Origin of the sequence: Streptomyces fractus (assembly GCF_049844455.1) — a bacterium.
Taxonomy (GTDB): Bacteria; Actinomycetota; Actinomycetes; order Streptomycetales; family Streptomycetaceae; genus Streptomyces; species Streptomyces fractus.
Genome location: NZ_JBMYHI010000002.1, coordinates 37645 through 62527, shown reverse-complemented (window position 1 = coordinate 62527; position 24883 = coordinate 37645). Strand labels below are relative to the sequence as shown.

The following is a 24883-nucleotide window of genomic DNA, read 5'->3' as shown; positions in this document are numbered from 1 at the left end:
CATGGTCGACTTCTCCCTGTCCACCGAGGAACGTCAGATCAGGGACACCGTGCGCGCGTTCATCACCAAGGAAGTGATGCCGCTCGAGCAGGACGTCCTGCGCAACGAACGGGCCGGCCGGCCGGGCGTCGACCCCGAAGTCGTCGCCGAGATCCGCGCCAAGGCCCGCAGGGCGGGCTTCTGGGGTGTCAACACCCCGGAGGAGTACGGCGGGATGAACCTCGGCGCCGTGATGTCAGCGATCATCGCCATGGAGGTCGGCCGCACCTTCGTCCCCTTCAGCTTCGGCGGCGGCGCCGACAACATCCTCTACGCCTGCGACGACGAGCAGAAGCGGCAGTACCTGCTGCCCACCATCGAGGGCGAGCGCCGCTCCTGCTTCGCCATCACCGAACCCGGCGCCGGCTCCGACGCCCGCAACATCCGCACCCGTGCCGTGCGCGACGGCGACGACTGGCTGATCACCGGCGAGAAGACCTTCATCACCGGCGGCAACGAGGCCGACTTCGTGATGGTCTTCGCGGTGACCGACCCGGACAAGGGCGCCGACGGCGGTGTCACCTGCTTCCTCGTCGACAGGGACATGGGCTGGAAGTCCGAGCCGATCGAGACCATGGGGCAGTGGGGCCCGGCCTCGCTCGTCTTCGACAACGTCCGCGTGCCGGGCCGCAATGTGCTCGGCGAGGTGGGGCGGGGATTCCAGCTCGCCATGCAGTGGATCGGCCAGGGCCGCTACCTCATCCCCGCCCGCGCCATCGGCTCCGCCGAGCGCATGCTCCAGATGGGGGTCGACTACGCCCGCCAGCGGCACTCCATGGGCCGGCCCATCGCGGACTACCAGGCGATCCAGTGGCACATCGCCGACTCCCAGGTCGAGATCGAGTCCGCGAAGTGGCTCACCCTGTACGCGGCTTGGCGCGTGCAACAGGGCCTCGACGCCCGGCACGCGTCCTCCATCGCCAAGCTCAACGGCGCGGTGATGGCGAACCAGGTCGTCGACCGCGTCCTGCAGATCCACGGCGGCATGGGCTACACCAAGGAACTGCCCATCGAACGCTGGTACCGCGAGCTGCGGCTGCTGCGCATCTTCGAGGGCACCGACGAGATCCAGAAGCGCACCATCGCCCGCAATCTCATCAAGGGGCACGTACGACTCGGCGGGATCGGCGAGTGACCGGGCGGCCGCGCATCGGGCTCCTCCGGGTGCGCGAGCTCGACCAGTACCCGAACGCGGGGCAGCGGATGCGCATCCTGTCGATGGCGGTCCTCGCCGTCCTCATCGCCTCCTACGAGGGCCAGATCGCGCCCGTCGTGCCGCTGCTCCTCGACGACCTGGACATCTCGCTGACCACCTACGGCGCCGTGTCCGCGCTGGCGCTCGTCGCGGGAGCCGTCGCGTCGATCGTCGGCGGACGGCTCACCGACACCGTGGGCCGGGTGCGGCTCATCGTGCCGCTGCTGTTGCTCACGGCGGGCTGCTGCTTCCTGATGACCACGGTCCACACGACCGGCCAACTCCTCGCCGTGCGCGCGGTGTTGTCGGTCGTCGACGGCATGGCGATGGCGGGCACTGCGCCGCTGGTACGGGACTTCTCGCCGCGGATGGGCCGGGCGCAGGCCTTCGGCTTCTGGACGTGGGGCCCGGTCGGGGCGAGCTTCCTGGCCGCCGCGGTCGCCAGCCTCACGCTGCCGCTGCTCGACGACTCGTGGCGCTCGCAGTTCGTCATCATGGGTTCGGTGTCCCTCGTGCTGTCCGTGGTGATCGCCTTCAACATCGCGGACCTCTCACCGGAACTGCGCGCCCGTATCGTGCAGTCCGAGCGGGAGACCCTCGGGCGGGCGGACCACACCGCGCCACCCCGCGCCCGCGACCTGTTCGCGCACCGCGCCATCTGGGCACACGTCATCGGCATCGCGGCATGGCTCGTGCTGTACGTGACCCTCACCGTCTACGGGCAGACGATGCTCGCGGAGAGCTTCGACCTCGACGCCGCGACGGCCTCACAGATCATGGCGGCGTTCTGGACGCTGAACATCCTCACCCTCGTCCTGTCCGGCCGGATCTCCGACCGCCTGCAACTGCGCAAGCCGTTCTGCGTGGGAGGAACGGTCGGCGGCGTGCTGCTCACCGCATACCTGGCGGGCCTCGTCGGACGCGACGACGTGTCGCACCTGCACATCGCGATCACCGGAGCGCTCCTCGGCGGGGTGATGGGCTGCGCGTACGGCCCGTGGATGGCGAACTTCTCGGAGAACGCCGAGGACATCGACCCGCGCCTGCAAGGCACCGCCTGGGGTGTGTTCACCTCCCTGATCAAGGTGATGGGCGTGGTGGTGCTCATCGCCGTGCCCCGCGTCGTCGAGGCGCACGGCTGGCGGACCTGGCTGATCGTCTCGGTGTGCTGCATGGCCGTGTTCGTCCCCGCGTCGCTGTTCTTCCGCGGCCCGTGGCGGCGGGCGAAGGCGGCCCCGGCGGCGTCCCCGCAGGACACCCCGGCCGCCGCCCCCGCGAGCGACTGACCTGGGTCAGCCGCGGGCCACCGCGATCGCCCCGGCGAGCCGCTCCCCGGCCTCGTACACCATGTACGGCACACCACCTTGCGTGCCGAACGAGGGTGAGGCCGCCCGGCCGTTCTCCGGGGCCGAGGCCCGCGAGTCGTAGAAGACACCGAGGTGCTTGCGGAGCGAGAAGTCGGCGCCGACCTCCGTGATCATGAGATCGCCGCCGCTCTCCTTGTCCTTGTTGTAGACGACGTAGGCGGAGCCGCCGCGGGTGAGCAGGTGGGGTCCGCCCACGTTCACCGCGTCGACGTCCGAGTGCCGCACGAGCGGCGTCTGGTCGAAGGTCCAGTCGCGGCCGTCGGTCGACCAACCCCAGCAGATGTCACGGTGGTTGGTTGTGTTGTTCAGCATGAACAGCATCACGTAGTGCGCGCCGCGATCCGGCAGCTCGTGCGCGAAGACACGCGCGTACGAGGTCTCGGTGGTGCCCGCCGGCATCATCGACGTCGACAGGACGGCCTTGTCGTACGTGAAGTGGATGCCGTCCTTCGAGCGGGCGAGGCGTGTCGTGGTGTTCTCGCCGTGGAAGTACAGCCAGAACTCCCGGTGCTGGGGCATCCACAGCACGTGCGGCGACGAGACATGGCTGACCGAGTAGTGCGGCGCCCAGTCGTTCGACACGATCGGGTTGTGCGGGTACTCCGTGAACGGGCCCTCCAGCGAGTCCCCGTAGGCCAGGCAGATGCCGCCGGGCGCGTCGTGCGGAGCGTAGTAGAGGTAGTAGCGGCCCAGCGGCTTCGCCAACTTGTCGTAGACGCCGCGCACCGTCGGGAAGATGATCTCGCCCGTCGGGTTGTACGCGAGGTCGGCGGGGGAGAGCAGCGTGCGGACGTAGGTGTAGTCGGGGAATCCGCCCGGCGCGGCCGAGGCCGAGGGCGCCGGGAGTCCTCCCAGGGCCATCGCGGTGCCGGTGAGGGCGGTCGCGCGCAGGAAGGTGCGGCGTTGCATGAGCGGCTCCAATGGTCGAGGGGTGTCAGAGGTAGGTCGCGGCCGTGACGCACAGCCCGCCGAACGCCACCGCCCACACGTAAGGGAGCGTGCGCACCATCACCTGCTGCGGCGAGACACCCGCGTACTGGGCGCTCCACACCGTCTGGGTGCTGGTCGGGTCGGCGACGCCGAAGACCTGGTTGTACGAGGTGGCCATGCCGAGGACGGCGACGGCCGGGTAGATGCCGGTGGCGATGAGGACACCCGCGATGCCGGCACCGAGACCGAACACATTGAGGGGCCCGCGGTACAGGCACAGCGGCACGAGCACCGTGAAGACGAGCACGAAAAGGATCGCGTTCTGCGGGCTCACGGCCTTCAGGAGCGGTTCGAGCGCGTCGACCGCGCCCGGCAGGTTCACCGCGGCGAGCAGGATGCCGATCGCCACGAACAGCGTGATCGGCGGGGCCGCCACCTCGAAGCCGCCGTACAGGGTGCGCAGCAGACGCCGGTTCATGTCCCGCGGCCGCGTCGTCGTCACCACCGCGTACAGCACACCCGCCAACAGCGAGGGAATGATGGCCAGTTCGAAGCCGAGGGCGAGCACCAGCGGGACGATCGGTGTGAGCAGCGCATACCACGGGGCGTCGCCGAGCGGCTTCCGCGTCCGGGCCCGCGGCCGGTCCTGCACCGAGCGCAGCGACCACGTGTGCTCCACACCGCGCCGCCGCGACTCGATCAGTACGTACGCCAACGCCGCCACCAGCGCGAACGGGAACAGCTTCACCACGAAGCCGCGCACTGTCGGGATCGGCAGGTCGAGGGCGGTGGAGAAGAACTGCCACACCGGCAGCTCGAACGGGATGCCCACGGCGATCCCCATCAGGATCGTCCCGGCGGCCGTCACCTTCGGGACACCCACCGCGATCATCGCCGGAATCCCGATCAGCCCGGCGAGCATCGCCGCGGGCGCCGACCCGGTCACCGTGCCCACCAGCGCCGACACGGCGAGCACACCGAGTGCCACGAACACCGGTCGGTCACCGCCGAATTCGACGATCTTGCGGACCAGGGTGCCCGCGATGCCGGTCTCCTCCAGGAGCTTGCCGAGCCACGAACCGAGCAGGATCGCGATCATCGTCGCGGCGAGCGCGGGGGCACCTTCTTGGAGAACGGTGTCCAGGACGCTGTTCTTGCCGGTCAGTGGGGCGCCCGCGAGGAAGGCGATCACCACGGCGAGCAGCACGAGGGCGAACGCGGTGGGGAGCTTGCGGCTCAGCATGGCGGCGACTCCGGCCGCCATGACGAGCAGGATGACGACACCCATGGGTCACCTCAGTCTTGTCTCGGAGTACACGGCGGCGCCCAGCGCTTCCGTGAGCAGCAGGGGGCTGCGGCCCAGGCCGCAGGCGACGCGCGCGTAGGCGTGCGCGGCCAGCTCGTCGGCGCCCGCGACATGCGCGTAGACGCGGTGCGGCCCGAGCCGCAGCGCGGTGTGGCCGAGGGTTCGCTTGAACTCGGCCCGCACGCGCGCGTGGTGGAGGTGTGCGTGGGCCCGCTCGTGGGCGAGCGCCGCCGCCCGTACCGAGCCCGCGGGGAACCAGGCGCGCCAGCCCCGCTCGTCGACGAGACGTTCGGCGCGCGTGATGGCGTCCACGTACAGCTCGATCTGCGCGGGTCTGGACCGGTAGCGGGCGAGAAGCCCCTCGGTGAGCCCGCCGTCGTGCTCGACGATGCGGACCTCGGCGAGAGGGTCGGGGGACATGCGGGCGCCGAACTCCTCGGCGGCGACGGCCCATTGACGCAACAGGAGCGGGTCGCGTCCCTCGTGCGTCGGGGTGTTCGACAGGAGCCGTACCGCGAGGTCCAGGTCGTGGACGAAGTCGTGGTCCCGGTCGCCGCTCATGCGCGGGACTCCACGACCGCCACCACCGGCTCGTCGGCCGCGCGCGCCCGCAGCTCGCTGCGCGCCAGGGCAAGCAGCGCCTCGGGTTCGAGCACTCCGGACAGATCGGCGATCCGGCCGCCGACGAGCAGCCGCACCGCGGGCGCCCGCGTCCCGCCGTCCCCGTACGAGGTGGCGTCCCGCACCAGCGCCGCGAGTGCCTCGCCGGCCGCGCCCACGGTCGTCGTCTCCACCCGCGCGTCCGGCGCCCCGAGCCGCACGACACCGTCCGCGTCCACGACCCGCACCGGCCGCCGCGTGGCCCGAAGCCGACGCTTCACCTCGGTGCCGTACACGGTGTACGCGTCGGTGCCCGCCAGCACGTTCACCCGTGCCTGCTCGGCCTTGAGGCTGGTGGCGGCCGCGTGCAGCCGCTCCGACTCGTCGGCCGGGTCGGACATGCCCTCGGGCAGCGGGCTCGTCGGGAACACGGTCCGGCCGAGCGCGCGGTCGTCCAACGGGAAGGCGGTGGCGCCGGGCAGGTGCAGCGTCGTCTCCCGCGCACGGGACACGGAGGCCACCGCGCTGCGGCCCTGCGCCTCCACGCGGACCCGGCACGTGGCGCCGGAGAACCGGAGGGTGGCGCCGTCGACCACACGGACCCGCAGACCGGCGGGCAACCGGTCGCCCGGCAGGGGAGTCAGCGTGAACCGGGGAGCGAGCAGCACCGCCTCGGCCGCGTCGAGGTCCGCGCGGTAGATGACACCGTCGTCGGTGACGCTCTGGTCGCCCTGGAAGACGGTGCGGCGGTCACCGGACTGCGGGACGCCGACGGTGGTGGCGACCCGTTCGCCCGACAGGTTGAAGGCCACCAAGTGGCCGTCGGTGAGTGCCACTTGGACCTTGTCGGACTTGACCGTGGGCGTGGGCCTGCCGGCCAATGCGCGAAGGGTGGCCGCCGAGGAGCCCGCGAAGCCCTCGACCACGACGGGCGCCGCCGGGCCGTCCGCCGCCACGATCGTGTCGCCGTACACCGCGACGGGGTGCTTGCTCCCGCGGACGACGAGACCGGCCTGGCCGTCGATGTCGAGCCAGCCGCCCCGGCTGCTCACGTCCGGCTTCGGCCAGGTGGCGAGGTCGTCCCAGCTCTCCCCGTCGGCCGAGCCCTGGACGCGGTAGCCGCGGCCCGCGGCGGCCTCCCAGCGCAGCGTCACGTGGTCGACGTCGTGTGCGGCGCCGAGGTCCACGGCGAGCCAGCTGTCGGCGCGCGGGCGGTCCGCCTTGGAGACGGCCCACCGGGACGTGAGGTCGCCGTCGACGGCGAGTGCTGGCCCCTTGCCCGTGTCGCTCGACGACGCGGTCGCCGTCCCGCCGCGCGCGAGGTCGGTCCCCTCGGCGCCGTCCCGTACCTCCAGGGCGTACAGCGAGTACCCGTACGTCGGGTCGGGGGCGACGCCGAGCATCCGGATGTGCCGGACCGAGGTGCGCGGGACATCGAACGTGTCGACGCGCGCCGCCGGGCCCGCCGCCCCGTCCTGCGCCCGCACGGACGCGCTGCCCTCCTCGAAGCGGTACGAACGCGAACCGTCGAGCCCCGCCATGCCCGGCATCGTGAGGTTGTGGATCTCCAGATGGCCCTCGCCCGCGCCGGTCCCGGTGCTCGCGTAGACGACCGACCCCGTGGGCAGCGTCGCGAACCCCGCGTAGCCGTCCTCGAGTTGGAGGACGCTCGCGCTGCCGTCGAAGCCGTCGCGAAGGGACTCGTAGAGCCGCACCGCGCGGTGCGCGACCTTGCCCTTAGAGGAGGGGAGGAACATCGGGGTCGCGCCGCTCAGCTTGAACAGCCAGTCGTCGTGCCCCGGCTGCCAGGCGAACTTCACGAAGCCGGGCTTGCTGACGGCTCCCGTCCACGCGGCCGGTGTCTGATGCGAGACGAGGCCGGGCCCGGTGCCGAAGTCCGTGACCCCGGACGCGTGGGCGAAGAGTTCCTCCTGCGAGTACGGGCGGACCGGGGCGCGGCCCTCCTCCGATGCCCACACATGCAGCAGGTAGCTGATGGCCAGCTCGGCGCGCGCCTCCGGCTCGTACTTCGGCTCCCCGGAGAACTTGGCCAGGCGGTGCTCCGGCGGATACTTCTGGTACGCCTCGAGCCGCTCCGCGAGGGCCTGTTCGGCGCGGGCCGCCGCCCGGTCGCCCACCACCTGCGCGAAGAACGCGAGCGGGATGACATCCCGGCCGTACAGGTGCTCGCGGTCGTTCACCATCGGCATCAGCGGCTCACCGGCGTCGCTCATGACACCGAGGAGCGTGCGCCACAGCGGCTGCGCGTTCGGCTGCTTCGTCAGGACCTCGGGCAGCGGATGGCCCGCCGCCAGGAAGTGGGCGGCGTTGCGCCCCGATGTGCGCCACAACTCCTCCTGGTAGTGCGGGCCGAAGGAGCCGTGGTTCTCGACGATGAACGTGTCGTACAGGTTCCGCGCGGTGTTGCGAGAGACACGGACACCGTCGACGAGCGCTGGATTGGCCAGGTCGGCGGGCGGAAGACCGGCTTCGTTGCGCGACCATGTGCCGTAGCCGGACTCCCAGTCGGGGCGGCGCGGATCGTCGGGGGCCCAGGCCAGGGCGGGCGCGAGGGTCTGTGCGTACAGCCCCATCTCCTCCAGCTTGGTGTCACCGACGTGGCCGCCCTTCAGGCCGTTCGGTGTCCAATCACCCGAGTCCGGGTCGTCGCCCGTCCCCAACGACGTGGTGTACGCGGCCTGTTCGCGCGTGATGGTGTCGATCCGGTTCCGGGTCGTGTCGTCGAGCTCGTCCCACAGGAGGCGCGCGGCGAGCACGAAGTACGACTGGAAGGTCGTGTCGAAGAACAGCTTCCTGCCCCATTCGGTGCCGCCCGTGAGCCGGTTCGACGCCGCGAAGTGCCGGATGGTGGCGAGGGTGCGCGCCTTGAGGGTGTCCCGGTCGATACCGGCCCGGTCACCGTCGTACGTGCCCTGCGTCAGCAGGACCGCGTTGCCGAGGACGACGGCGAACCCGAAGTCCTTGGCCGTGTAGTGGCCGAGCGCGGCGTCCCACTGGGTCTCGGACCAGCGGGTGTGGTCGAGCAGGACCCGGTGGTAGGTGGCCGCGATGTCGTCCGGGGGAGCGGCAGAGCGGGCCGCCGCCCGCGCCGGGTTCGCGCCGGTGAGGGCGGGCGCGGCGGCCATGGCCGCGGTGAGGCCGACGGCCTGGAGGAATCTGCGTCGGTGGAGCTGCGGGAGGTGGTGCGACATGTGCGGAACCTCTTTCGGTCGCGGGTCCGGGGACTCAGTCGCGGGTCCTGGTGAGGATCGCGCGGAGTTCGGCCAGGGGGAGCTTCGGTTCGCGGTCCGCCGTCAGCAGGCCGTTGACCTCCTGCTCGGTGTCGGTGAACTGGGTGTAGCAGAAGCCGGCGAGCCCCGAGTCCACGGCGGCACCCACCAGGGAGGACAGCCGCTCGGCGAAGTCCTTCACGGTGGCGACGGTGTCGTAGCCGAACCACTCGGTGCCCTCGGCCGGTTCGAAGGTGGCGCCGCCGAATTCACTGAGGATCACCGGCTGGCCGTCATGGCTCACGCCGTCCAGCGTGAGGCGCCGGACACCCGGCCACTGCTCGGTGAACTCGCCCTGGCGCAGGGACGGTTGGCCGTAGCGCTCGCGCAGCACGTCCGCGCGCTGCGTGTAGTCGTGCACACCCCACATGTCTGCGGCGGAGATCTCCCAGCCGTCGTTGGAGACGGCGGGCCGCGAGGGGTCGAGGGCCTTGGTCAGGTGGTACAGGGCGTCCATGAAGTGACGCTGCTCGGGGACGAGCGCAGGATTGGGCACGGACCAGGACTCGTTGAGCGGGATCCAGGCGACGATCGAGGGGTGGCTCAGGTCCCGCGAGATCGCCTCGGTCCACTCGGCGACCACCCGCTCGACGGTCGTCGTGCCGAACGCGTACGCCGACGGCATCTCGCCCCACAGCACGAGACCGAGCCGGTCCGCCCAGTACAGGAAGCGCGGATCCTCGATCTTCTGGTGGATGCGCAGCCCGTTGAGGCCGATCTCCTTGGCCAGTTCGGCCTCACGGCGCAGCTCGTCCGCCGACGCCGCGAGGTGCGAGCCCGGCCAGTAGCCCTGCTGAAGCGCGAGCCGCAGGAAGTACGGCTTGTGGTTGAGGAGGAAGACACCGTCGGCCCAGCCGATGTCACGCAGCCCGAGGTACGACGAGACATGGTCGACGGCCGTACCGTCCGCCGCGTCGGTCACCTCGACCGTCGCGTCCACGAGGTGCGGGCGCTCCGGGCTCCACAGCACACCGTCCAGGTCCTGGCCGTTGCGCAGCGCGGGCACCGCGATGTCGAACGTCGTCTCCTGACCGTCGGCGAGGGTCCGCTGGTCGGCGAGGACCCGCTCGCCGAGGGCCAGCCGCACCGACACGTGCACGGGCGACGCGGGCCACCGGCTGAGGCGCACTCGGCAGCGTACGCGGGCGTTCGCGACGTCGGGCGTCCAGTGCAGCGTCGTGATGTGCTGCTCGGGCACATTCTCCAGCCACACGGGCTGCCAGATCCCCGACGTGCGGTGGTACCAGATGACGTGCGGGTCGCGGTGCCAGTCCTGCTTTCCGCGCGGCTGCGTGACATCGAGCGGCTGGTCCTCCGCGCGCACCACGACGACGTACGGCCCGTCCCCGTCGAGCACGTCCGTGACATCGCAGGAGAAACCGGTGTGACCGCCCTCGTGCCGGCCGACCAGGCGGCCGTCCACCCAGACCTCCGCGCGATGATCGACCGCACCGAAGTGCAGCAACAGGCGGCGGCCCGCGGCGGGCCGGGCCACGTCGATCGTGCGCCGGTACCAGAGCACCGGGTGGAAGTCGGCATCGCGCACCCCGGACGCCTCGGACTCGGGCGGGTAGGGCACGGTCACGTCGCCGGTGAACGGCGCGGTGACGTCCGGATCCATCCAGCGCTCCGCGCGGCCGCGGTCGGCGTCGTCGTGGGCGAACCGCCACGGACCGCCGAGGTCGTGCCAGTCCGGGTCCCGGACGAGCTGCGGCCGGGGGTGCCCCGCGACGTCGAGATGGGTGTGAGACAAGGAGAACTCCGGTGGTGTGGTGCGTTGTTCGGGGGACGAAGCTGAGTGTCAGGCGGTGGGGGAGCGGAGGTCGACGGCCGTCGCGGCGAACGCCAGCGGCCCCGGCAGCAGCGGGACGAGCACGGGCATCGCCCATACGAGGAGCACCGCGAGGACGACGGCGCCCGCGAGCAGCACACTGCCGCGCGGGTCGGTGAGCGACCGGACGAGCCCCTCACGTGGGACAGCCGATGCGGCTCCTCCAGGGCGGTGGCCCGCAGCCCCACGACGGCCGCGCCCAGCGCGAGCAGCAACAGGGCGGGCGCCAAGAGCCTCGCTCCGGGCAGATCGGTGCCGACCAGCCGGCTGTCGAGGAGCAGGAGCAGGGCGAGCAGCGGTGGGGCAAGTCCCGCGAGCAGTGTGCGCGGTGTCAGGCGTGCGCGCAGCTGACCGACGTACCCCCGGACACTGATCTGGACGCCGCTGCGCGCCGCGCCCCGCAAGGTCGCCGACGCCGCCGAGAAGGCGGCCGGCGCCGTGACGACGGGCACGCAGGCCGCGCTGGTCAGCAGGCCGACGAGCAGCATGTCCGCGAAGAGCGAGAAGCCGCTGCCGAACACCTCACCGGGCTCCCGACGTTGCCGGCGTCGTTGTCCCGCGCCGCGCGGCGCGACGGGTGCGTGGGTCATGATGGCTCAGCCCTTCAGTCCGGAGGTCGCCATGCCCTGTACGAGATAGCGCTGGAAGACGAAGAAGAACAGCACGATCGGCAGCACGGAGATCACCGACATGGCGAACATCGGCCCGTACGCGGACGTGCTGCCCTGGTCGACGAAGCTGCGCAGGGCGAGGGTGATGGTCGACTTCTCCGGCGAGAACAGATAGATCATCTGCGTGAAGAAGTCGTTCCATGTCCAGATGAACGTGAAGATGGCCGTGGTGATCAGCGCGGGACGGCTGAGCGGCAGCGTGATCGCCCAGTAGGTTCGGAACGGGCCGCAGCCGTCGATCCGCGCCGACTCCTCCAGCTCCCGCGGAAGTCCCCGCATGAACTGCACGATGAGGAACACGAAGAACGCCTCGGTGGCCAGGAACTTCGGCAGGATCAGCGGCCAGTAGGTGTCCGTGAGACCCAGTCGGTTGAAGATGATGTACTGCGGGATCAGCACGACGTGGTGCGGCAGCATCAGCGTCGCCACCATGAAGCCGAACATCGGCTTGCTCATCCGGAACCGCAGCCGCGCGAACGCGTACGCGGCCAGCGAGCAGGACACTACGTTGCCGAGGACGGCGCCCCCGGCGATCAGCAGGGTGTTGCCGAGCAGCCGGCTCACCGGGACACCCGACACCCCGTCGAGGGCGGTCGTGTAGTTGCCCCACTCCAGGTGGCTCGGCCACAGGTCGAGACTGGCGATGACCTCGTCGGCCGGCTTCAGTGACGTGGCGAGCAGCCAGGCCAGCGGGTACAGCAGCACCAGCAGGCACACGGCGGCGATGGTGTGCGGCACCCACCGCTTCGCGGCGATGTTCATCGGGCCGCCCCCTCGTTGTCGTCCGCGTAGAAGACCCAGGACCGGGACGTCCGGAAGAGGATCAGAGTGACCGCGCCGATCGCGATCAGCAGCAGCCAGGCCATCGCCGAGGCGTAGCCCATGTGCGAGGCCGTGAAACCGCGCTCGTACAGGTACAGCGTGTAGAAAAGCGTCGAGTCCGCGGGGCCGCCCTCGCCGCCGCTGACGGCGAACGCGGGGGTGAACACCTGGAAGGAGTTGATGACTTCGAGAACCAGATTGAAGAAGACGACCGGGGACAGCATCGGCACGGTCACCGACATGAACTGCCGCCAGCGGCCCGCCCCGTCGAGCGCCGCGGCCTCGTACAGATCGGGCGAGATCTGCTGAAGCCCCGCCAGGAAGATCACCATCGGGGCGCCGAACTGCCACACCGTCAGCAGCACGATCACGTACACCGACAGATCCGCGTTGCCGACCCAGCCGCCCGTGTGGATGCCGATGGTGTCGAGGGCGCGGGAGATGGTCCCGCCGTCGTTGAACAGCGCACGCCACACGAGAGCGATGGACATGCTCGCGCCGAGCAGCGACGGGGCGTAGAACGCGGAACGGTAGAAGGCCCGGCCGCGGTTGAGGTTCTTCAGCAGCATGGCCACACCGAGCGCGAGACCCAGCTTCAGCGGGACCGCCACGACGACGTAGAGCATCGTGGTGCCGACGGACCGCCAGTAGCGGGGGTCGTCGGTGAGCATGTCGGTGTAGTTGCGCAGGCCGATCCACTTCGGCGGGTCGAACAGGTTGTAGTCCGTGAACGACAGATACAGCGACACCGCCATCGGTACGAGTGTCAGCACGACCGCGCCGATCATCCACGGCGACAGGAACACATAGGCGGGCCACTGCTTCTCGCGCACCCGACGACGCCGTTCGTCCGGCGGCGGCTGCCCGGGACCGTGCTGCGCCGGGGCGGGCGCCTTGGTGGTGAGTGCGCTCATGACCTCAGCTCCTTGTTGGCCTCGTCGATGAGTTCGCGCGCCGCCTGCCGGGGCGTGGCCCTGCCGTAGATCATCCGCTGGTGCACGCGGGTGAAGGTGGGCTGGATCGCCAGGTCGGCGGGTGGCGGGGCGGTCGGAGGTGCGTCGAGGCCGTACTTCTCCATCGTCTGCGCGTACCGGAAGATCTCCAGCTCGGCGCCCTTGAGCGTCTTGCCGACGCGGGCCGCGATCGTCCGGTTGGGCGGCGTGGACCGGGAGAACCCGAGGATGTCGCCGGCCCGTCTGTCGTTGAGCAGGAAGTCGACCAACTGGGCGGCCTCCTTGGGGTGTTGGGAGTGCGCGCCGATACCGATCAGCATGCTCGGCTTGAAGTACGCGCCCTGCCTGCCGTCGGTCGTGGGCACGGGCGCGTAGTGCACCTGGTCGCCGAGCAGGTCGACATAGCCGGGGAAGGGCGCGTCCCACGTGAAGTCGGAGGCGGCGAGATGGCGGCCCATCGGGGACATCTCGGTGTTCGTGGCCTGCACGGTGTCCCGGGGTTCGGCGATCGCGCCCTCCTTGCGGAGGCGGTCGTACATCGTCCAGAACTCGGCGAGATCGTCCTCGGTGAAGGCGAGTTCGGTCTGGCTCTTGTAGAGCTTCCCGCCGCGGCTGCGCATCCAGTCCTCGAAGATGTCCTCGTTGCCGCCACCGTCGTTGGCGCCGCGCAGCGGGCGGCCGTCGGGGGACTTCAGACCGAGGGCGGTGATCTTCCTGTTGGCCTTGGCCCACTCCTGCCAGGTCCAGTCGGGGGCAGGCGTGCCGATCCCGGCCCGCTCGAAGATCTTCGAGTCGTACGCGAATCCGGTGATGCCGCGGCCCATCGGCAGGGCGTACTGGCCACCCCGGTACGTGCCGGTGCGCAGGAAGCTGCGGTCCATGTCGGAGGTGTCGATGGTCCCGCGCTTGATGGCGTCGTCCAGGGACATCAACGCGTGACCGCCGGCGTACTGGGACACCTGCCGGTAGTCGAGCTGCACCACGTCGGGGATGCCGCCGCCCGCGGCCTGCGTCGCCAACTTCTGGAGATACGCGCCGAATTCGCCGTTCGACGTGCGGACGGTGACGCCGGGGTGCTCCTTCTCGAAGAGGCGCACCGCCTTCTCGGTGCGCGCGGCACGGTCGTCGTTGCCCCACCAGGAGAACCTGAGGGTGACACCGTTCGACGTGTCGCCGCTCGCGGTGGAACAGCCGGACAGCGTGCCGGCCAGCGCGGCACCGACCCCGGCGGCCGCGGTCGTCAGGACGGCCCGACGGCTGAGGTGGGGGCGCGGGCCGCTTCGGGGCTCGGGCATGAGTGACCTCTCGTGAGGCAGGCGTGTGGGGCACCGTGACCGGCGCGCAGTCGCTGCGGCGCGTCCCGGCATCGGCGGATTCCAACGTTGTAACCAGTGCGTGTCACGGAGGTCAACCCTCTGGCAAAAATGAACCAGGGTCGGGAGCGGGGCGGTGAAGGACAGGAACCCCGTGCATAATCAGGGGAGGTAGGGTGAGAGGAGTCGAACGGTGGCAGCAGTGACACTCAAGGACGTCGCCGAGCGGGCGGGGGTGTCGATCAAAACCGTTTCCAACGTTGTACGGGACGCGCCCCGTGTCTCGGAAACCACGCGGACCCGCGTGATGCGCGCCGTCCAGGAGCTGGGCTACCGGCCGAACCCCTCGGCCCGCCGACTGCGCACCGGGCGCAGCGGCCTGATCGCCCTCGCCGTCCCCGACCTGGCGACGCCCTACTTCGCTGAACTGGCGCACCACGTGCGCAGGGAGGCCGCGGCCCTCGGCTTCACCGTCCTCATCGAGGAGACCCTCGGCGACACCAAGGAGGAACTCCGCCTCGCCACGGGCGTCGGCGCGTCCCTCCTGGACGGCGTGATCCTCTCCCCGCTGCACGTCTCACCGCACGAACTCGCCCCCGTCACCGACCAGTTCCCCCTCGTCCTCCTCGGCGAGCGCAGCTACGAAGGCGACCGCGTGGCAGCCGACCACGTCCTCATCGACAACGTGGCGGCCGCCCGCGAGGCCACCGCACACCTGGCGGCCCTCGGCCGCACCCGCATCGCCGCGATCGGCGTCGACAAGGCGGGCTCCGCGACCAGCCGCCAACGCCTGGAGGGCTTCCAGCAGGCGCTGCACGAGGCGGGCCTCACCTACGACCCCCGCCTCGCACCCCAGATCAAGGACTTCGACCGTCGCAACGGCCTGCAGGCGATGCGCGCCCTGACCGCACTCCCCGAACGCCGCCGCCCCGACGCGGTCTTCTGCTTCAGCGACCTCCTCGCCGTAGGCGCCCGCCGCGCCCTCCACGAAGCGGGCCTGACCATCCCCGACGACGTGGCCCTCGCCGGCGTCGACGGCTCGGAGGAGGCCCTCTACGGCACCCCGTCCCTGACCTCGGTCGTCCCCGACAAGGCGGCGATCGCCTCACTGGCAGTGAAGTGTCTCGCCGCCCGCGTCCGCGCGGACGACCCCCCACCGTTCGAGGTCCATGTGGCACCGCACTGGCTGGAGGTACGGGAGTCGAGCGGGGGCGGGCGGGGACCGCTCGCACTGTGAGCCGACGGCGCGGGTCGCCTCCCGTCCCGGACCGGCCGCCTCGGCTCTGACCTGGGATTCGTTCCCGGCACCCGCCCCTTCGCGGCAACGCCGCCCGGTTAGTATCGGGTTGGTGGCCGAGGGAAGGGGGCGAGTCGAACCGTGCAAGGAGAACCGTCCGCAGTGGCCGAGGGCCAGGCGAACGGCCCCGTGACACTGCGGGACGTCGCCGCCCTCGCCGGAGTCTCGGCCAGCACTGTGTCCAGCGTCGTCCGTGCCCGCTCCACCGTGCGCGAACAGACCCGGCAGCGGGTGCAGCAGGCCATCGACCAGCTCGGCTACGAGCCCAACCTGGTGGCGCGGAACCTGCGTTCGGGGCGCTCGCGCGTCCTCGGCCTCGCCCTGCCGAGTGTCACGGTCCCGTACTTCCGTGACTTCGTCGACTCCGTGCTGCGCGTGGCCCGCCGACACGGCCTGTCCGTCCTCATCACTCAGACACACGGTGACCCGCGCCGTGAGCGCGACATCTGCGAGGACCCGTACCTCCGGCACGTGGACGGCATACTGCTCGTGACCGTGGCCCTCGGCGAGGAGGACGCGAGAACACTGACCGCGACGAAACCCCTCGTGATGGCCACCGCCGCGTTCACCGCCGGTCACGTCGACTCGTTCGACACCGACAGCTTCGAGGCGGCCCGCGCCGCTGTCGCGCACCTCGTCGCGGGCGGACGCCGCCGGATCGCCGCCCTGGCGCCGGGGGAGGCCTTCCCCGCGGAGAGCGACGACCGCTACCGCGGGTACATGGCCGCACTGCGCGACGCCGGTCTGCCGGTGACCCGGCGCCGGGTCGTCAGCACCGACAAGGTCACCTTCGCCGCAGGTGTGAGCGCGGCCAGGACGCTGTTGGAGCGGGCCCCCGAGACGGACGCGCTGTTCGCTCTCGGTGACGCCCTCGCCCTGGGGGCATTGCGTGGCCTGCACGACATCGGGCGCCGCGTGCCCGAGGACATCGCGGTGGTCGGGTTCGGCAACGTGGTGCAGGCCGCGTACAGCACCCCCACGCTCAGCACGATCGACCCCGGCCGCGAGGAACTCGCCGAGCGCGCGGTGTCCCTGCTCGCCGACCTCGCCGAGGCGCACGCCAAGAACGCGCCCGGCCCGCGGCCGCGGCACCACACGGTGGGGTTCCGCCTGATCGAACGGGAGTCGAGTGCAGCCCGGAGCCGATGAGACGCCCCCGCCCGTGACGCCCGCGCCCGGGGCACGGGCATCCGTGGTCGGCATGCGGGACGTGGCCGCCGCCGTCGGAGTCTCCGTCAAGACGGTGTCCAACGTGGTCAACGCCACCGGGCAGGTCAGTGAGAGGACCCGGCAGCGAGTGCGTGCCGCCGTCGCGGAACTCGGCTACCGGCCCAACCCGCTGGCCCGCGGCCTCAACGCCCGGACCACCGACACCATCACGCTCGCCCTGCCTGGTCTCGGACACGGCTACTGCGCCCCGCTCGTCGCCGAAGTCTTCGACCTCGCGGAGGCCGACGGCATCAGCGTGGTACTTGAACCGACCGAGGGGGAGCGGGAGCGGGAGTTGGAGGTGCTGCGCCATCGCGGCGGCCTTCGCGACGGTGTGCTGCTGATGCCGACCGCGGTCACCGCACGGGACCTGGCCGCGCTGCCCTCGCCCGGCCCGGCCGTGCTCCTCGGATCGCGTCGGCTCGAGGGCCCGTTCGACGGCGTGACGTCCAAGGACACCGCCGCCGCGGAGGCCGCCGTGCGGCACCTGCTGGAGCGCGGCGCTTCACGCATACTGCTCCTCGGCGGCGTTCGGAGTAAGGACGGCGACGGTCCTGCCGCACTCCGCTCCGGCGGATACCGTCGCGCCCTGACAGCCGCGGGACACACGCCCGACGACACACTCGTCGTCGAGACGCCGACGAACTCCGCACACACGCGGGACTCCCGCGAGGAGGGGCACGCGGCGATCGCCGAACTACTGCGCAACGGGGCCCGGTTCGACGCGGTCCTGGCACACGAGGGCCCCCTGGCACACGGCGCGCTGCGCGCCTTGCACCAGGCGGGCGTCGACGTTCCGGGGCAGGTCCAGGTCGCCGCGTTCGGCAACGACGAGGACGCGCAGTACTCCATACCGAGCCTGACGACGATTCAGGTGGACGTCCGTGCGATGGCCCGGTCCGCACTCGACCTGTTGGCGGCACGCGTACGAGAGGGCGGCGAGCCCCAACGGCGCCACATTCAGGTGCCGTTCACCATAATCCAACGCGAGTCAACAATTTCCTACGGCTAACCGTTGACGGTGCGCTTCACGCGGCCTTAACGTCCTCGGAAAACAACGGTTACGGTAACCGTTGCAATCCCTGAGGGAGACGCCGAATGCCAAGGCCGGACCCACCACGGATAGCCCCCACCGCGCGTCGTACGGTGCTCGCCAGTTTCCTCGGCTCGACGTTCGAGTGGTTCGACTTCGCCCTGTACGGAACCACCGCCGCGCTCGTCTTCAACGACGTGTTCTTCCCGACGCAGAGCTCCACCATCGGCTCCCTGATGGCGCTCACCACGACCGCCGTCGGCTTCTTCGCACGGCCCATCGGCGGGCTCGTCTTCGGTCACTTCGGCGATCGCACCGGCCGCAAGAAGCTGCTGATCATCACGATGCTCCTCATGGGCATCCCCACCTTCGTCATCGGCCTGCTGCCCGGATACGCCACGATCGGCGCCGCGGCCCCGGTCGTCCTGCTCCTCATGCGCGTACTCCAGGGCATCGGCCTCGGCGGCGAGTACGCCGGCGCCGCGCTCGCCACCATCGAGTCGGTCCCCGAGGAGCGGCGCGGCTTCTTCGGCTCCATCCCGCAACTCGGCAACCCCGTGGGTGGCATCCTCAGCAGCGGACTCGTCCTGCTGTGCACCTGGCTCGCACCGGGGGACACCTACCGGGAGTGGGTGTGGCGCGTCCCCTTCCTGCTGAGCGGTGTGTTGCTCGTCTACACCCTGGCCGTGCGTTCACGCCTCGCGGAGAGCGGGGACTTCGCACGCCTCAAGAAGCGGGGCGGGGTGGAGAAGGCGCCGGTCGTCACGGTCGTGCGCGAACACTGGGCGCGGCTGCTGCTCGCCCTCGGCGCCCGCGCCGCCGACGCCATCACCGGCAACGTGGTGGGGCCCGTGGTGACCGCGTACATCGTGACGTACCTGCACAAGAGCGACAGCATCGGGATCGTCGGCATGATGGTGCCCAGCATCATCTGTCTGCCGATGATGCTGTACCTGGGCAGGATCGGGGACCGCTACGGAGTGCGGCGCACGTACCTGTGGAGCGTGCTGTCGATGGCGGTCACCGCCTACCCGATGTTCGCCCTGCTGCACACCGGCACACTCGTCTGGATGGTCCTCGGTATCACGGTCTTCCGGCTGTGCAACTCCGCCCAATTCGCCGTCCAGAGCACGTTCCTGGCCGAGCTGTTCCCCACCGAGGTCCGGTACACGGCGGTGTCGCTCGTCTACCAGCTCGGCGCGATCCTCGGCGGACTGACGCCGCCGGTGGCGTACGCGATCCTCGTGGCGTCCGACGGCTCCCCGTGGTGGCTCGCCCTCGCCGTCGTCGGCGCGGTGCTCTTCAGCGTCGCCTGCGCCGCCGTCATCGACCGGCGGGTTCCCCGGCCCGGTCATGACACCAGCGGCGATCTGCCGTTCCAGAATTCCGAGACCAGCGAAGGGACCCTCCGGCCTTGACCGCGCGCCACCAACCCGACATCGTCCTCGTCCTGACCGACCAGCACCGTGCGGATGTCAGCGCCCGCGAGGGATTCGCGCTGGACACCACTCCGTTCCTCGACTCGCTCGGCCGGGACGGCGCCTGGTTCGACCGTGCCTACACCACCTCGCCGCTGTGCTGCCCGGCGCGCACGAGCCTGCTGACCGGCCGGTTCCCGAGCGCCCACCGGGTGACGCAGAACCCCGCCCGGCCGCTGGCGGTGCGCGGCGCCGACCTGTTCGGCGAGGCCCGCGCGGCCGGCTATGCCACCGCGATGATCGGCAAGAACCACACGTACCTCGACGCCGAATCCGCGGACCACTGGAACGAGTTCACGCACGACGGACAGGTGGAGCCCCCACCGGACACCGAGCACAAGGCGTTCGACGACTGGGTGGCCGGTCTGCGACACCGGACGTACGACAAGCCCACCCCCTTCCCCGTGGAGGCGCAGAACCCGCACCGCATCGTCGAGGACGCACTGTCATGGACCGCCACGGTCCCCGAGGACCAGCCGCTGCTGCTGGTGCTCTCCTTTCCCGAGCCGCACAACCCGTACCAGGTGCCCGAGCCGTACTTCTCCCTGTTTCCCGAGGAGTCGCTCCCGCCCACCCGCACGGGCGTCGAGGCACTGAAGGGAAAGACGTTCCCCTGGCAGTACCTGCGGCGCCTGGGGGAGGAGGGCACCGGCGACTACGAGGACGCCATAGCCCCCTCGCGATCCAACTACTTCGGCATGCTCCGCCTCATCGACGACCAGGTCAGGCGCCTGCACGACGGCCTGGAGGACCGGCACCGCACCCGCGAGCGGGTCCTCGTCGCGACCGCCGACCACGGCGACTACGTCGGCGAGTTCGGCCTGGTCCGCAAGGGCGCGGAGATCCCGGACATCCTGGCGCGCGTCCCCCTCGTCATCCACGGCGACGCGGTGCTGCCGTCGCCGGACCCGCGTGAGGAACACGTCTCGCTCGTCGACCTGCTGCCGACCCTCTGCGAGGCGATGGGACGCGAGCTCCCGCCCGGGGTCCAGGGCCGCAGCCTGTGGCCGCTACTGACCGGAGAGCCGTACCCGGCACAGGAGTTCACCAGCGTCCACGTCGAGCAGGGCATGGGAGGTCTCCCGTACGGACCCGGCGATGTGCACGCCGAGCTGCCCGGCCTCATCTTCGACGGCCCGGACGGCGAGCCCCGCTGGGACGAACTGAACGCGGTCACCCAGAGCGGACGCCGCCGCAAACTGCGCAGCGGGGATTGGTCCCTGTACGCGGACACCACCGGCGACTTCCGGCTCCACCACCTGAGTGAGGACCCGCTGGAACTGGTCGACCGCTGGGCCGATCCGGCGGCCGCCGAGGAACGCGTCCGGCTCCTCGGCGAACTGGCCGTCTGGCAGATGCGGGCCGAGGACCCGCTGCCGGAGGTCCCCGGCGGCTACCGACTCAAGCAGGACCCCCGCAACCACCTCGCCCCCTACGCGGGAAGGAAAGAAGCGTCATGAGACAGCACGGCATCGCGCGCCGGGTGTTCGGTCTCCTCGTCGGACTGCTCCTGTCCCTGGTGACCGGCATCGCCGCGGCACCAGGCGCCGTCGCGAACGAGGACGGCGACAGCTTCTACACACGCGCCTCGTCGAACGAGTTCCTCGCCTACTCCCGGATCATCCGTCTCCAGCACAGCGGCGCCGCCGACGGAACGCTCATCGGCACCTTCGAGCACGCCACCAAGGACGGCAGCGCTTCCGAATTCGTGATCCGCACCTCGCACGACGACGGCGCGACCTGGACGACACTCACCACCGTCGGCGACCCGCTGACCGGTGAGAACCACCCGTCGGACCAGTTCTGGCAGCCGTTCCTCTTCGAACTCCCCAAGAAGATGGGGAAGTACCCGGCGGGGACACTGCTGTTGGCGGGGAACATGGCCCCCAGCGAGAAGGTGCGTACGGACTTCGTGCTGTGGCGCAGCACCGACCACGGCGCGCACTGGGACTTCCAGTCCGTGCTGCAGACCGGCGGCGGCAGCATCGGCGCACCGCACGGCGGTTCCGGTGTGTGGGAACCCTTCCTCGCCGTGGACGGCGCCGGGCGCCTGGCCATGTACTTCTCCGACGAGCGCAGGGAACCCGAACACGCCCAGATCCTCGCCCACATGGTCTCCCGCGACGGCGGCGACACCTGGAGCGCCAAGCCCGACGGCTCGACGAACTTCGCTCCCGGCCTCGTCGTCGACGTACAGAGCGACTCCTCGACCGACAGGCCGGGCATGCCGACGGTGGCGACACTCCCGGACGGGCGGATGGTCATGGCCTACGAGATCTGTGGCGCAGGGCGCAACTGCGAGGCCCACACCAAGACATCGACGGACGGCGGCACGACCTGGGGCGCGGGACCTTCCGACCTCGGCAGGACGGCCGTGACGTCGGACGGCCGGTATCTCGGCAGCAGCCCGTACCTCGTGTGGAGCCCGGCGGGCGGCCCGTCCGGGCGGCTGCTCCTGACCGGCATGCGCACCCGATACACCGCCGACAACGCGTTCACGCCCGAGGACCGGCAGGCCGTGTTCGTCAACGATCCGGACGCCACGGGCCCCTGGTCCTGGTCTCCCGCCCCGTTCGGGCCCGTCGCCGATCCCGAGCAGAACTGCAGCACCAGCTACAGCCCGCACCTGCTCCTCGACCACTCCGGCCGGTCCGTCCGCTACACGACGGCGACCGCCACCGGACCGACCGGATGCAAGGAAGGCACCGCGGTCGGCAACAGCGGAGTCCTGCCGTACGCGAGCGACTTCGACCACGGAATGTCCGGCTGGATCGATTACGGCGGTTGCTGGTCGGCCTCGGGAGGCGTCGCCACGGAGAGGTGTGGCGGCACGGGTGGCAGCAAGTCCCTTGCAGGCAACACCGGTTGGAGCGACTACCGGCTCTCCGGAGACGTCCGCATCGACGACGACGGCGGCCAGGCGGGATTCCTCGTCCGCGCCTCGAACCCCCGCACGGGCGCCGACGCCCACAACGGGTACTCCGCGAGCGTCACCTCGAAGCGGATCGTGCTCGGCAAGCAGAACGGACAAGGGAAGGAACTCGCCGAAGCGCCCATCCCCGGCGGGCTCGCCGACGGCACGTGGTACCACCTCACCGTCGACGCCGTCGGCTGCGACCTCCGCGTCACCGGCACGCCCGCGCACTCGACCGGGACACCGGTGAACCTCCACTACACGGACCCGGACTGCTCGTTCACCAAGGGCGCGATCGGGCTGCGGGACCAGGCGGGGACGGCCAGTTGGAGGAATGTCACCGTCACAGCCAAGAGGTGAGACAAGGGCCGCGCGTGTGAACGGCACGCGCGGCCACGCTCCTCGACTCACCCCTCGAAGGACGCCGCCAAAATCTCCTGCACCCGCGCCCCGTTCGACGCGACGTGATGCCGCGCCTCCCGCTGCGCGCGCTCCGCGTCGCCCGCGCGGATCGCGGACATCAGTGGCTCGTGCTCGGCGAGCAGTCCTCGAGGGTTCTCGTTCTCGCGTTCGTGGGCGGACAACGCCATGAGGTAGAAGCGCAGTTCACGGGTGAGTCCGGCGTAGAACGCGTCGAGGCGCGCGTTGCCCAGCGTCGCCACGATCGCCCCGTGGAAGGCGAGGTCCGCGGCCACGATGTCCGCGCGCCGCAGTGACGCCGTGACCGTGACGAGGTTGTCGTACGCCGCCTCGACAGCGGCGAGTCGAGCCGGGTCGAGAGGGGCCGCGAGCGCCGCCGCCTCCAGGTGTTCGCGCGCCGTGTAGAGCTCGTCGACGCTCTGTGGCGTGGGGGAGATGACCACGGCCCCGCGGTTGGCGTGGAACCGGATCAGGCCGCCGTGCTCCAGCAGCCGGACGGCCTCGCGCACCGTGTTGCGGGCGATGCCGAGTTCGGCGGCGATGGCGCTCTCGCGCAGCCGCTCGCCCGGCCGGAAGGAGCCGGCGAGGATCCGCTCCGACAGACCGTCGGCGATCTGCTGCGCGGTCGTGGTCCGCCGGGCCACCAGTCCTTCAAGTGCCGTCGTCATGGCGTCATCGTAGCCATCCAGGGACCTCTGGTGCCGAACAGTAGAACTGTTCTACAGTTGCGCACTGCCTCGGCCGATCACGGCCCGTCGCCTGCGTGACCCACTGAACCGATGTTGCAGGAGGGCCCCAACAGTGCGGACAACTCGCGAGAACGACCGCATCGACCCGGGTGACGGCATGGCCCCGGAGCAGCCGGCCTCCGACACACCCCGCACCCTCAGGCAGCGCCACGTCCGGATGATCGCCCTCGGCGGCATCGTCGGCGCCAGCCTCTTCGTCGGCAGTGGCGCCGTCATCCACACCGTCGGCCCGGCCAGCATCCTGTCCTACGCGCTCGGCGGCCTCCTCGTCATCCTCGTCATGCGGATGCTGGGCGAGATGGCGACCGCCTCGCCGGCCCTCGGCTCGTTCATGGAGTACGCGCGGACCTCGCTCGGCGGCTGGGCCGGCTACACCACCGGCTGGCTGTACTGGTACTTCTGGGTCGGCGTCGTCGCCTTCGAGGCGGTCGCGGGCGCCAAGCTGCTCATGCTGTGGATACCCGGCGTACCGCAGTGGCTCTTCTCGCTGGTCCTGATGACACTGCTGACGGCCACGAACCTCGTGTCGACACGGTCGTTCGGGGAGACCGAGTTCTGGCTGGCGTCCATCAAGGTCGTCACGATCGTCGTGTTCCTCGTCGCGGGCACCCTCTTCGCGCTCGGGCTGTGGCCGGACGCGAAGCTGTCGGTGGGCAACGTCGCCCTCGACGGATTCGCGCCCAACGGCCTGTCGGCCATCCTGCACGGCGTCGTCCTCGTGATCTTCTCCTACGTCGGCACCGAGATCGTCACCATCGCCGCGGCCGAGTCCGCGGACCCGGTGAAGTCGGTCGTCAAGGCGACGTCCTCCACGGTGTGGCGGGTCATCATCTTCTACGTCGGTTCGGTCACGCTGCTGGTGATGATGACGCCGTGGGACCGGATCCCGACCGAGACCAGCCCGTACGCGGCGGCCTTCGGCAAGATGGGCGTGCCGGCGGCGACGACCGTCATCAACGTCGTGGTGCTCACCTCCGTCCTCTCCGTGCTCAACTCCGGCCTCTACACGGCCTCGCGCATGCTCTTCGCCCTCCAGCGCCACCGGTGGGCACCGCGCTGGGTCGCCCACCGCAGCCGCAAGGGCACTCCCTGGAAAGCCATCCTGGCCTGCACGTCCGTCGGATACGTGGCCGTCGCCATGAGCTATGTCGCACCCGACACCATCTTCAACTTCATCATCAACTCGGCGGGCGCCGTAGGCCTGTTCGTCTACGCGATCATCGCGGGCTCCCAGCTCCGCATGCGGCGGCAGCTCGAACGGGAGACCCCGGAGCGGCTCAAGCTGCGCATGTGGTGCTACCCGTACCTGAGTTGGGCCACCCTGGCCGGCATCGTCGTCGTCCTGGGCTCGATGCTCCTGGTCCCGGACGCGCGCTCGCAGCTGTACCTGAGCGTCCTGAGCCTGGCCGCGATCCTCGCCACCTACGTGTTCGTACGGATCCGGCGGCGCGACACCACACACTGAC

The 24883-nt window shown here is 70.6% G+C and carries 19 protein-coding genes; 9 read left to right on the top strand and 10 right to left on the bottom strand.

All coding sequences use genetic code 11. From position 1 onward, the window contains the following. Nucleotide 1: 1 nt before the first annotated feature. Both ACP4E5_RS02390 and ACP4E5_RS02385 read left to right on the top strand, forming a co-directional pair. Nucleotides 2-1174: an acyl-CoA dehydrogenase family protein gene (locus ACP4E5_RS02390; RefSeq protein WP_425825000.1), complete on the top strand. Its 1173-nt coding sequence runs from the start codon at nucleotides 2-4 to the stop codon at nucleotides 1172-1174. Then, nucleotides 1171-2520, top strand: coding sequence for an MFS transporter (locus ACP4E5_RS02385; protein WP_425824999.1), 1350 nt, complete (start codon nucleotides 1171-1173; stop codon nucleotides 2518-2520). The genes ACP4E5_RS02390 and ACP4E5_RS02385 overlap by 4 nt, the downstream gene beginning before the upstream one ends. Nucleotides 2521-2526: 6 nt before the next feature. Here ACP4E5_RS02385 and ACP4E5_RS02380 read toward each other — a convergent pair whose 3' ends face one another. From ACP4E5_RS02380 to ACP4E5_RS02340, 9 genes are all read right to left on the bottom strand, one after another. Then, nucleotides 2527-3510 carry a twin-arginine translocation signal domain-containing protein gene (locus tag ACP4E5_RS02380; protein WP_425824998.1) on the bottom strand — a complete coding sequence of 328 codons (984 nt, stop codon included), beginning with the start codon at nucleotides 3508-3510 and terminating at the stop codon, nucleotides 2527-2529. Between the two features lie 25 nt (nucleotides 3511-3535). After that, entirely contained in the window at nucleotides 3536-4819 is a 1284-nt protein-coding gene (locus ACP4E5_RS02375) for a TRAP transporter large permease (protein ID WP_425824997.1), read from the bottom strand. A 3-nt stretch (nucleotides 4820-4822) separates the two neighbouring features. Further along, nucleotides 4823-5398: a hypothetical protein gene (locus ACP4E5_RS02370; RefSeq protein ID WP_425824996.1), complete on the bottom strand. Its 576-nt coding sequence runs from the start codon at nucleotides 5396-5398 to the stop codon at nucleotides 4823-4825. Further along, nucleotides 5395-8649 carry a discoidin domain-containing protein gene (locus tag ACP4E5_RS02365; RefSeq protein WP_425824995.1) on the bottom strand — a complete coding sequence of 1085 codons (3255 nt, stop codon included), beginning with the start codon at nucleotides 8647-8649 and terminating at the stop codon, nucleotides 5395-5397. The genes ACP4E5_RS02370 and ACP4E5_RS02365 overlap by 4 nt, the downstream gene beginning before the upstream one ends. Nucleotides 8650-8683: 34 nt before the next feature. Continuing rightward, nucleotides 8684-10480 (bottom strand): sugar-binding domain-containing protein, encoded by a 1797-nt coding sequence (locus tag ACP4E5_RS02360; RefSeq protein ID WP_425824994.1) that lies wholly within the window; start codon nucleotides 10478-10480, stop codon nucleotides 8684-8686. A gap of 48 nt (nucleotides 10481-10528) precedes the next feature. After that, nucleotides 10529-10657 carry a hypothetical protein gene (locus tag ACP4E5_RS02355; RefSeq protein WP_425824993.1) on the bottom strand — a complete coding sequence of 43 codons (129 nt, stop codon included), beginning with the start codon at nucleotides 10655-10657 and terminating at the stop codon, nucleotides 10529-10531. Between the two features lie 497 nt (nucleotides 10658-11154). Continuing rightward, nucleotides 11155-11991, bottom strand: a complete 837-nt coding sequence (locus ACP4E5_RS02350) for a carbohydrate ABC transporter permease (protein WP_425824992.1) — start codon at nucleotides 11989-11991, stop codon at nucleotides 11155-11157. Further along, nucleotides 11988-12965: a carbohydrate ABC transporter permease gene (locus ACP4E5_RS02345; protein WP_425824991.1), complete on the bottom strand. Its 978-nt coding sequence runs from the start codon at nucleotides 12963-12965 to the stop codon at nucleotides 11988-11990. The genes ACP4E5_RS02350 and ACP4E5_RS02345 overlap by 4 nt, the downstream gene beginning before the upstream one ends. Further along, complete coding sequence (locus ACP4E5_RS02340; RefSeq protein ID WP_425824990.1) at nucleotides 12962-14299, bottom strand: ABC transporter substrate-binding protein; 1338 nt, start codon at nucleotides 14297-14299, stop codon at nucleotides 12962-12964. The genes ACP4E5_RS02345 and ACP4E5_RS02340 overlap by 4 nt, the downstream gene beginning before the upstream one ends. A 211-nt stretch (nucleotides 14300-14510) precedes the next feature. On the opposite strand from ACP4E5_RS02340, the gene ACP4E5_RS02335 reads away from it, so the two are divergent. The 6 genes from ACP4E5_RS02335 (at nucleotide 14511) to ACP4E5_RS02310 (ending at nucleotide 22608) form a co-directional block, all read left to right on the top strand. Further along, nucleotides 14511-15554: a LacI family DNA-binding transcriptional regulator gene (locus ACP4E5_RS02335; RefSeq protein ID WP_425824989.1), complete on the top strand. Its 1044-nt coding sequence runs from the start codon at nucleotides 14511-14513 to the stop codon at nucleotides 15552-15554. Nucleotides 15555-15716: 162 nt separating this feature from the next. Further along, nucleotides 15717-16763 carry a LacI family DNA-binding transcriptional regulator gene (locus ACP4E5_RS02330; protein ID WP_425824988.1) on the top strand — a complete coding sequence of 349 codons (1047 nt, stop codon included), beginning with the start codon at nucleotides 15717-15719 and terminating at the stop codon, nucleotides 16761-16763. 13 nt (nucleotides 16764-16776) lie between these two features. After that, nucleotides 16777-17835 carry a LacI family DNA-binding transcriptional regulator gene (locus ACP4E5_RS02325; RefSeq protein WP_425824987.1) on the top strand — a complete coding sequence of 353 codons (1059 nt, stop codon included), beginning with the start codon at nucleotides 16777-16779 and terminating at the stop codon, nucleotides 17833-17835. 86 nt (nucleotides 17836-17921) lie between these two features. Continuing rightward, nucleotides 17922-19274 carry an MFS transporter gene (locus tag ACP4E5_RS02320; protein ID WP_425824986.1) on the top strand — a complete coding sequence of 451 codons (1353 nt, stop codon included), beginning with the start codon at nucleotides 17922-17924 and terminating at the stop codon, nucleotides 19272-19274. Beyond that, a complete protein-coding gene (locus tag ACP4E5_RS02315) occupies nucleotides 19271-20794 on the top strand; it encodes a sulfatase-like hydrolase/transferase (RefSeq protein ID WP_425824985.1) in 1524 nt (507 codons plus the stop codon). The genes ACP4E5_RS02320 and ACP4E5_RS02315 overlap by 4 nt, the downstream gene beginning before the upstream one ends. After that, the gene (locus ACP4E5_RS02310) at nucleotides 20791-22608 is read left to right on the top strand and encodes a 3-keto-alpha-glucoside-1,2-lyase-like domain-containing protein (RefSeq protein WP_425824984.1); all 1818 of its coding nucleotides are present in this window, start codon (nucleotides 20791-20793) and stop codon (nucleotides 22606-22608) included. The genes ACP4E5_RS02315 and ACP4E5_RS02310 overlap by 4 nt, the downstream gene beginning before the upstream one ends. Before the next feature lie 47 nt (nucleotides 22609-22655). Here the strand turns inward: ACP4E5_RS02310 and ACP4E5_RS02305 are convergent, their stop codons facing one another. After that, on the bottom strand, nucleotides 22656-23336 hold the full coding sequence (locus tag ACP4E5_RS02305; RefSeq protein ID WP_425824983.1) for a GntR family transcriptional regulator: 681 nt from the start codon (nucleotides 23334-23336) through the stop codon (nucleotides 22656-22658). A gap of 133 nt (nucleotides 23337-23469) precedes the next feature. Between ACP4E5_RS02305 and ACP4E5_RS02300 the strand changes: the two genes are divergently transcribed. After that, on the top strand, nucleotides 23470-24882 hold the full coding sequence (locus ACP4E5_RS02300; RefSeq protein WP_425824982.1) for an amino acid permease: 1413 nt from the start codon (nucleotides 23470-23472) through the stop codon (nucleotides 24880-24882). Nucleotide 24883: the final 1 nt, after the last annotated feature.

Excerpts from the sequence above, each read along its gene's own strand:
- ACP4E5_RS02380 (WP_425824998.1), bottom strand. The coding sequence starts at position 3,510 with ATGCAACGCCGCACCTTCCTGCGCGCGACCGCCCTCACCGGCACCGCG.
- ACP4E5_RS02390 (WP_425825000.1), top strand. The coding sequence starts at position 2 with ATGGTCGACTTCTCCCTGTCCACCGAGGAACGTCAGATCAGGGACACC.
- ACP4E5_RS02365 (WP_425824995.1), bottom strand. The coding sequence starts at position 8,649 with ATGTCGCACCACCTCCCGCAGCTCCACCGACGCAGATTCCTCCAGGCC.
- ACP4E5_RS02310 (WP_425824984.1), top strand. The coding sequence starts at position 20,791 with ATGAGACAGCACGGCATCGCGCGCCGGGTGTTCGGTCTCCTCGTCGGA.
- ACP4E5_RS02345 (WP_425824991.1), bottom strand. The coding sequence starts at position 12,965 with ATGAGCGCACTCACCACCAAGGCGCCCGCCCCGGCGCAGCACGGTCCC.
- ACP4E5_RS02340 (WP_425824990.1), bottom strand. The coding sequence starts at position 14,299 with ATGCCCGAGCCCCGAAGCGGCCCGCGCCCCCACCTCAGCCGTCGGGCC.
- ACP4E5_RS02370 (WP_425824996.1), bottom strand. The coding sequence starts at position 5,398 with ATGAGCGGCGACCGGGACCACGACTTCGTCCACGACCTGGACCTCGCG.
- ACP4E5_RS02375 (WP_425824997.1), bottom strand. The coding sequence starts at position 4,819 with ATGGGTGTCGTCATCCTGCTCGTCATGGCGGCCGGAGTCGCCGCCATG.
- ACP4E5_RS02305 (WP_425824983.1), bottom strand. The coding sequence starts at position 23,336 with ATGACGACGGCACTTGAAGGACTGGTGGCCCGGCGGACCACGACCGCG.
- ACP4E5_RS02320 (WP_425824986.1), top strand. The coding sequence starts at position 17,922 with ATGCCAAGGCCGGACCCACCACGGATAGCCCCCACCGCGCGTCGTACG.
- ACP4E5_RS02350 (WP_425824992.1), bottom strand. The coding sequence starts at position 11,991 with ATGAACATCGCCGCGAAGCGGTGGGTGCCGCACACCATCGCCGCCGTG.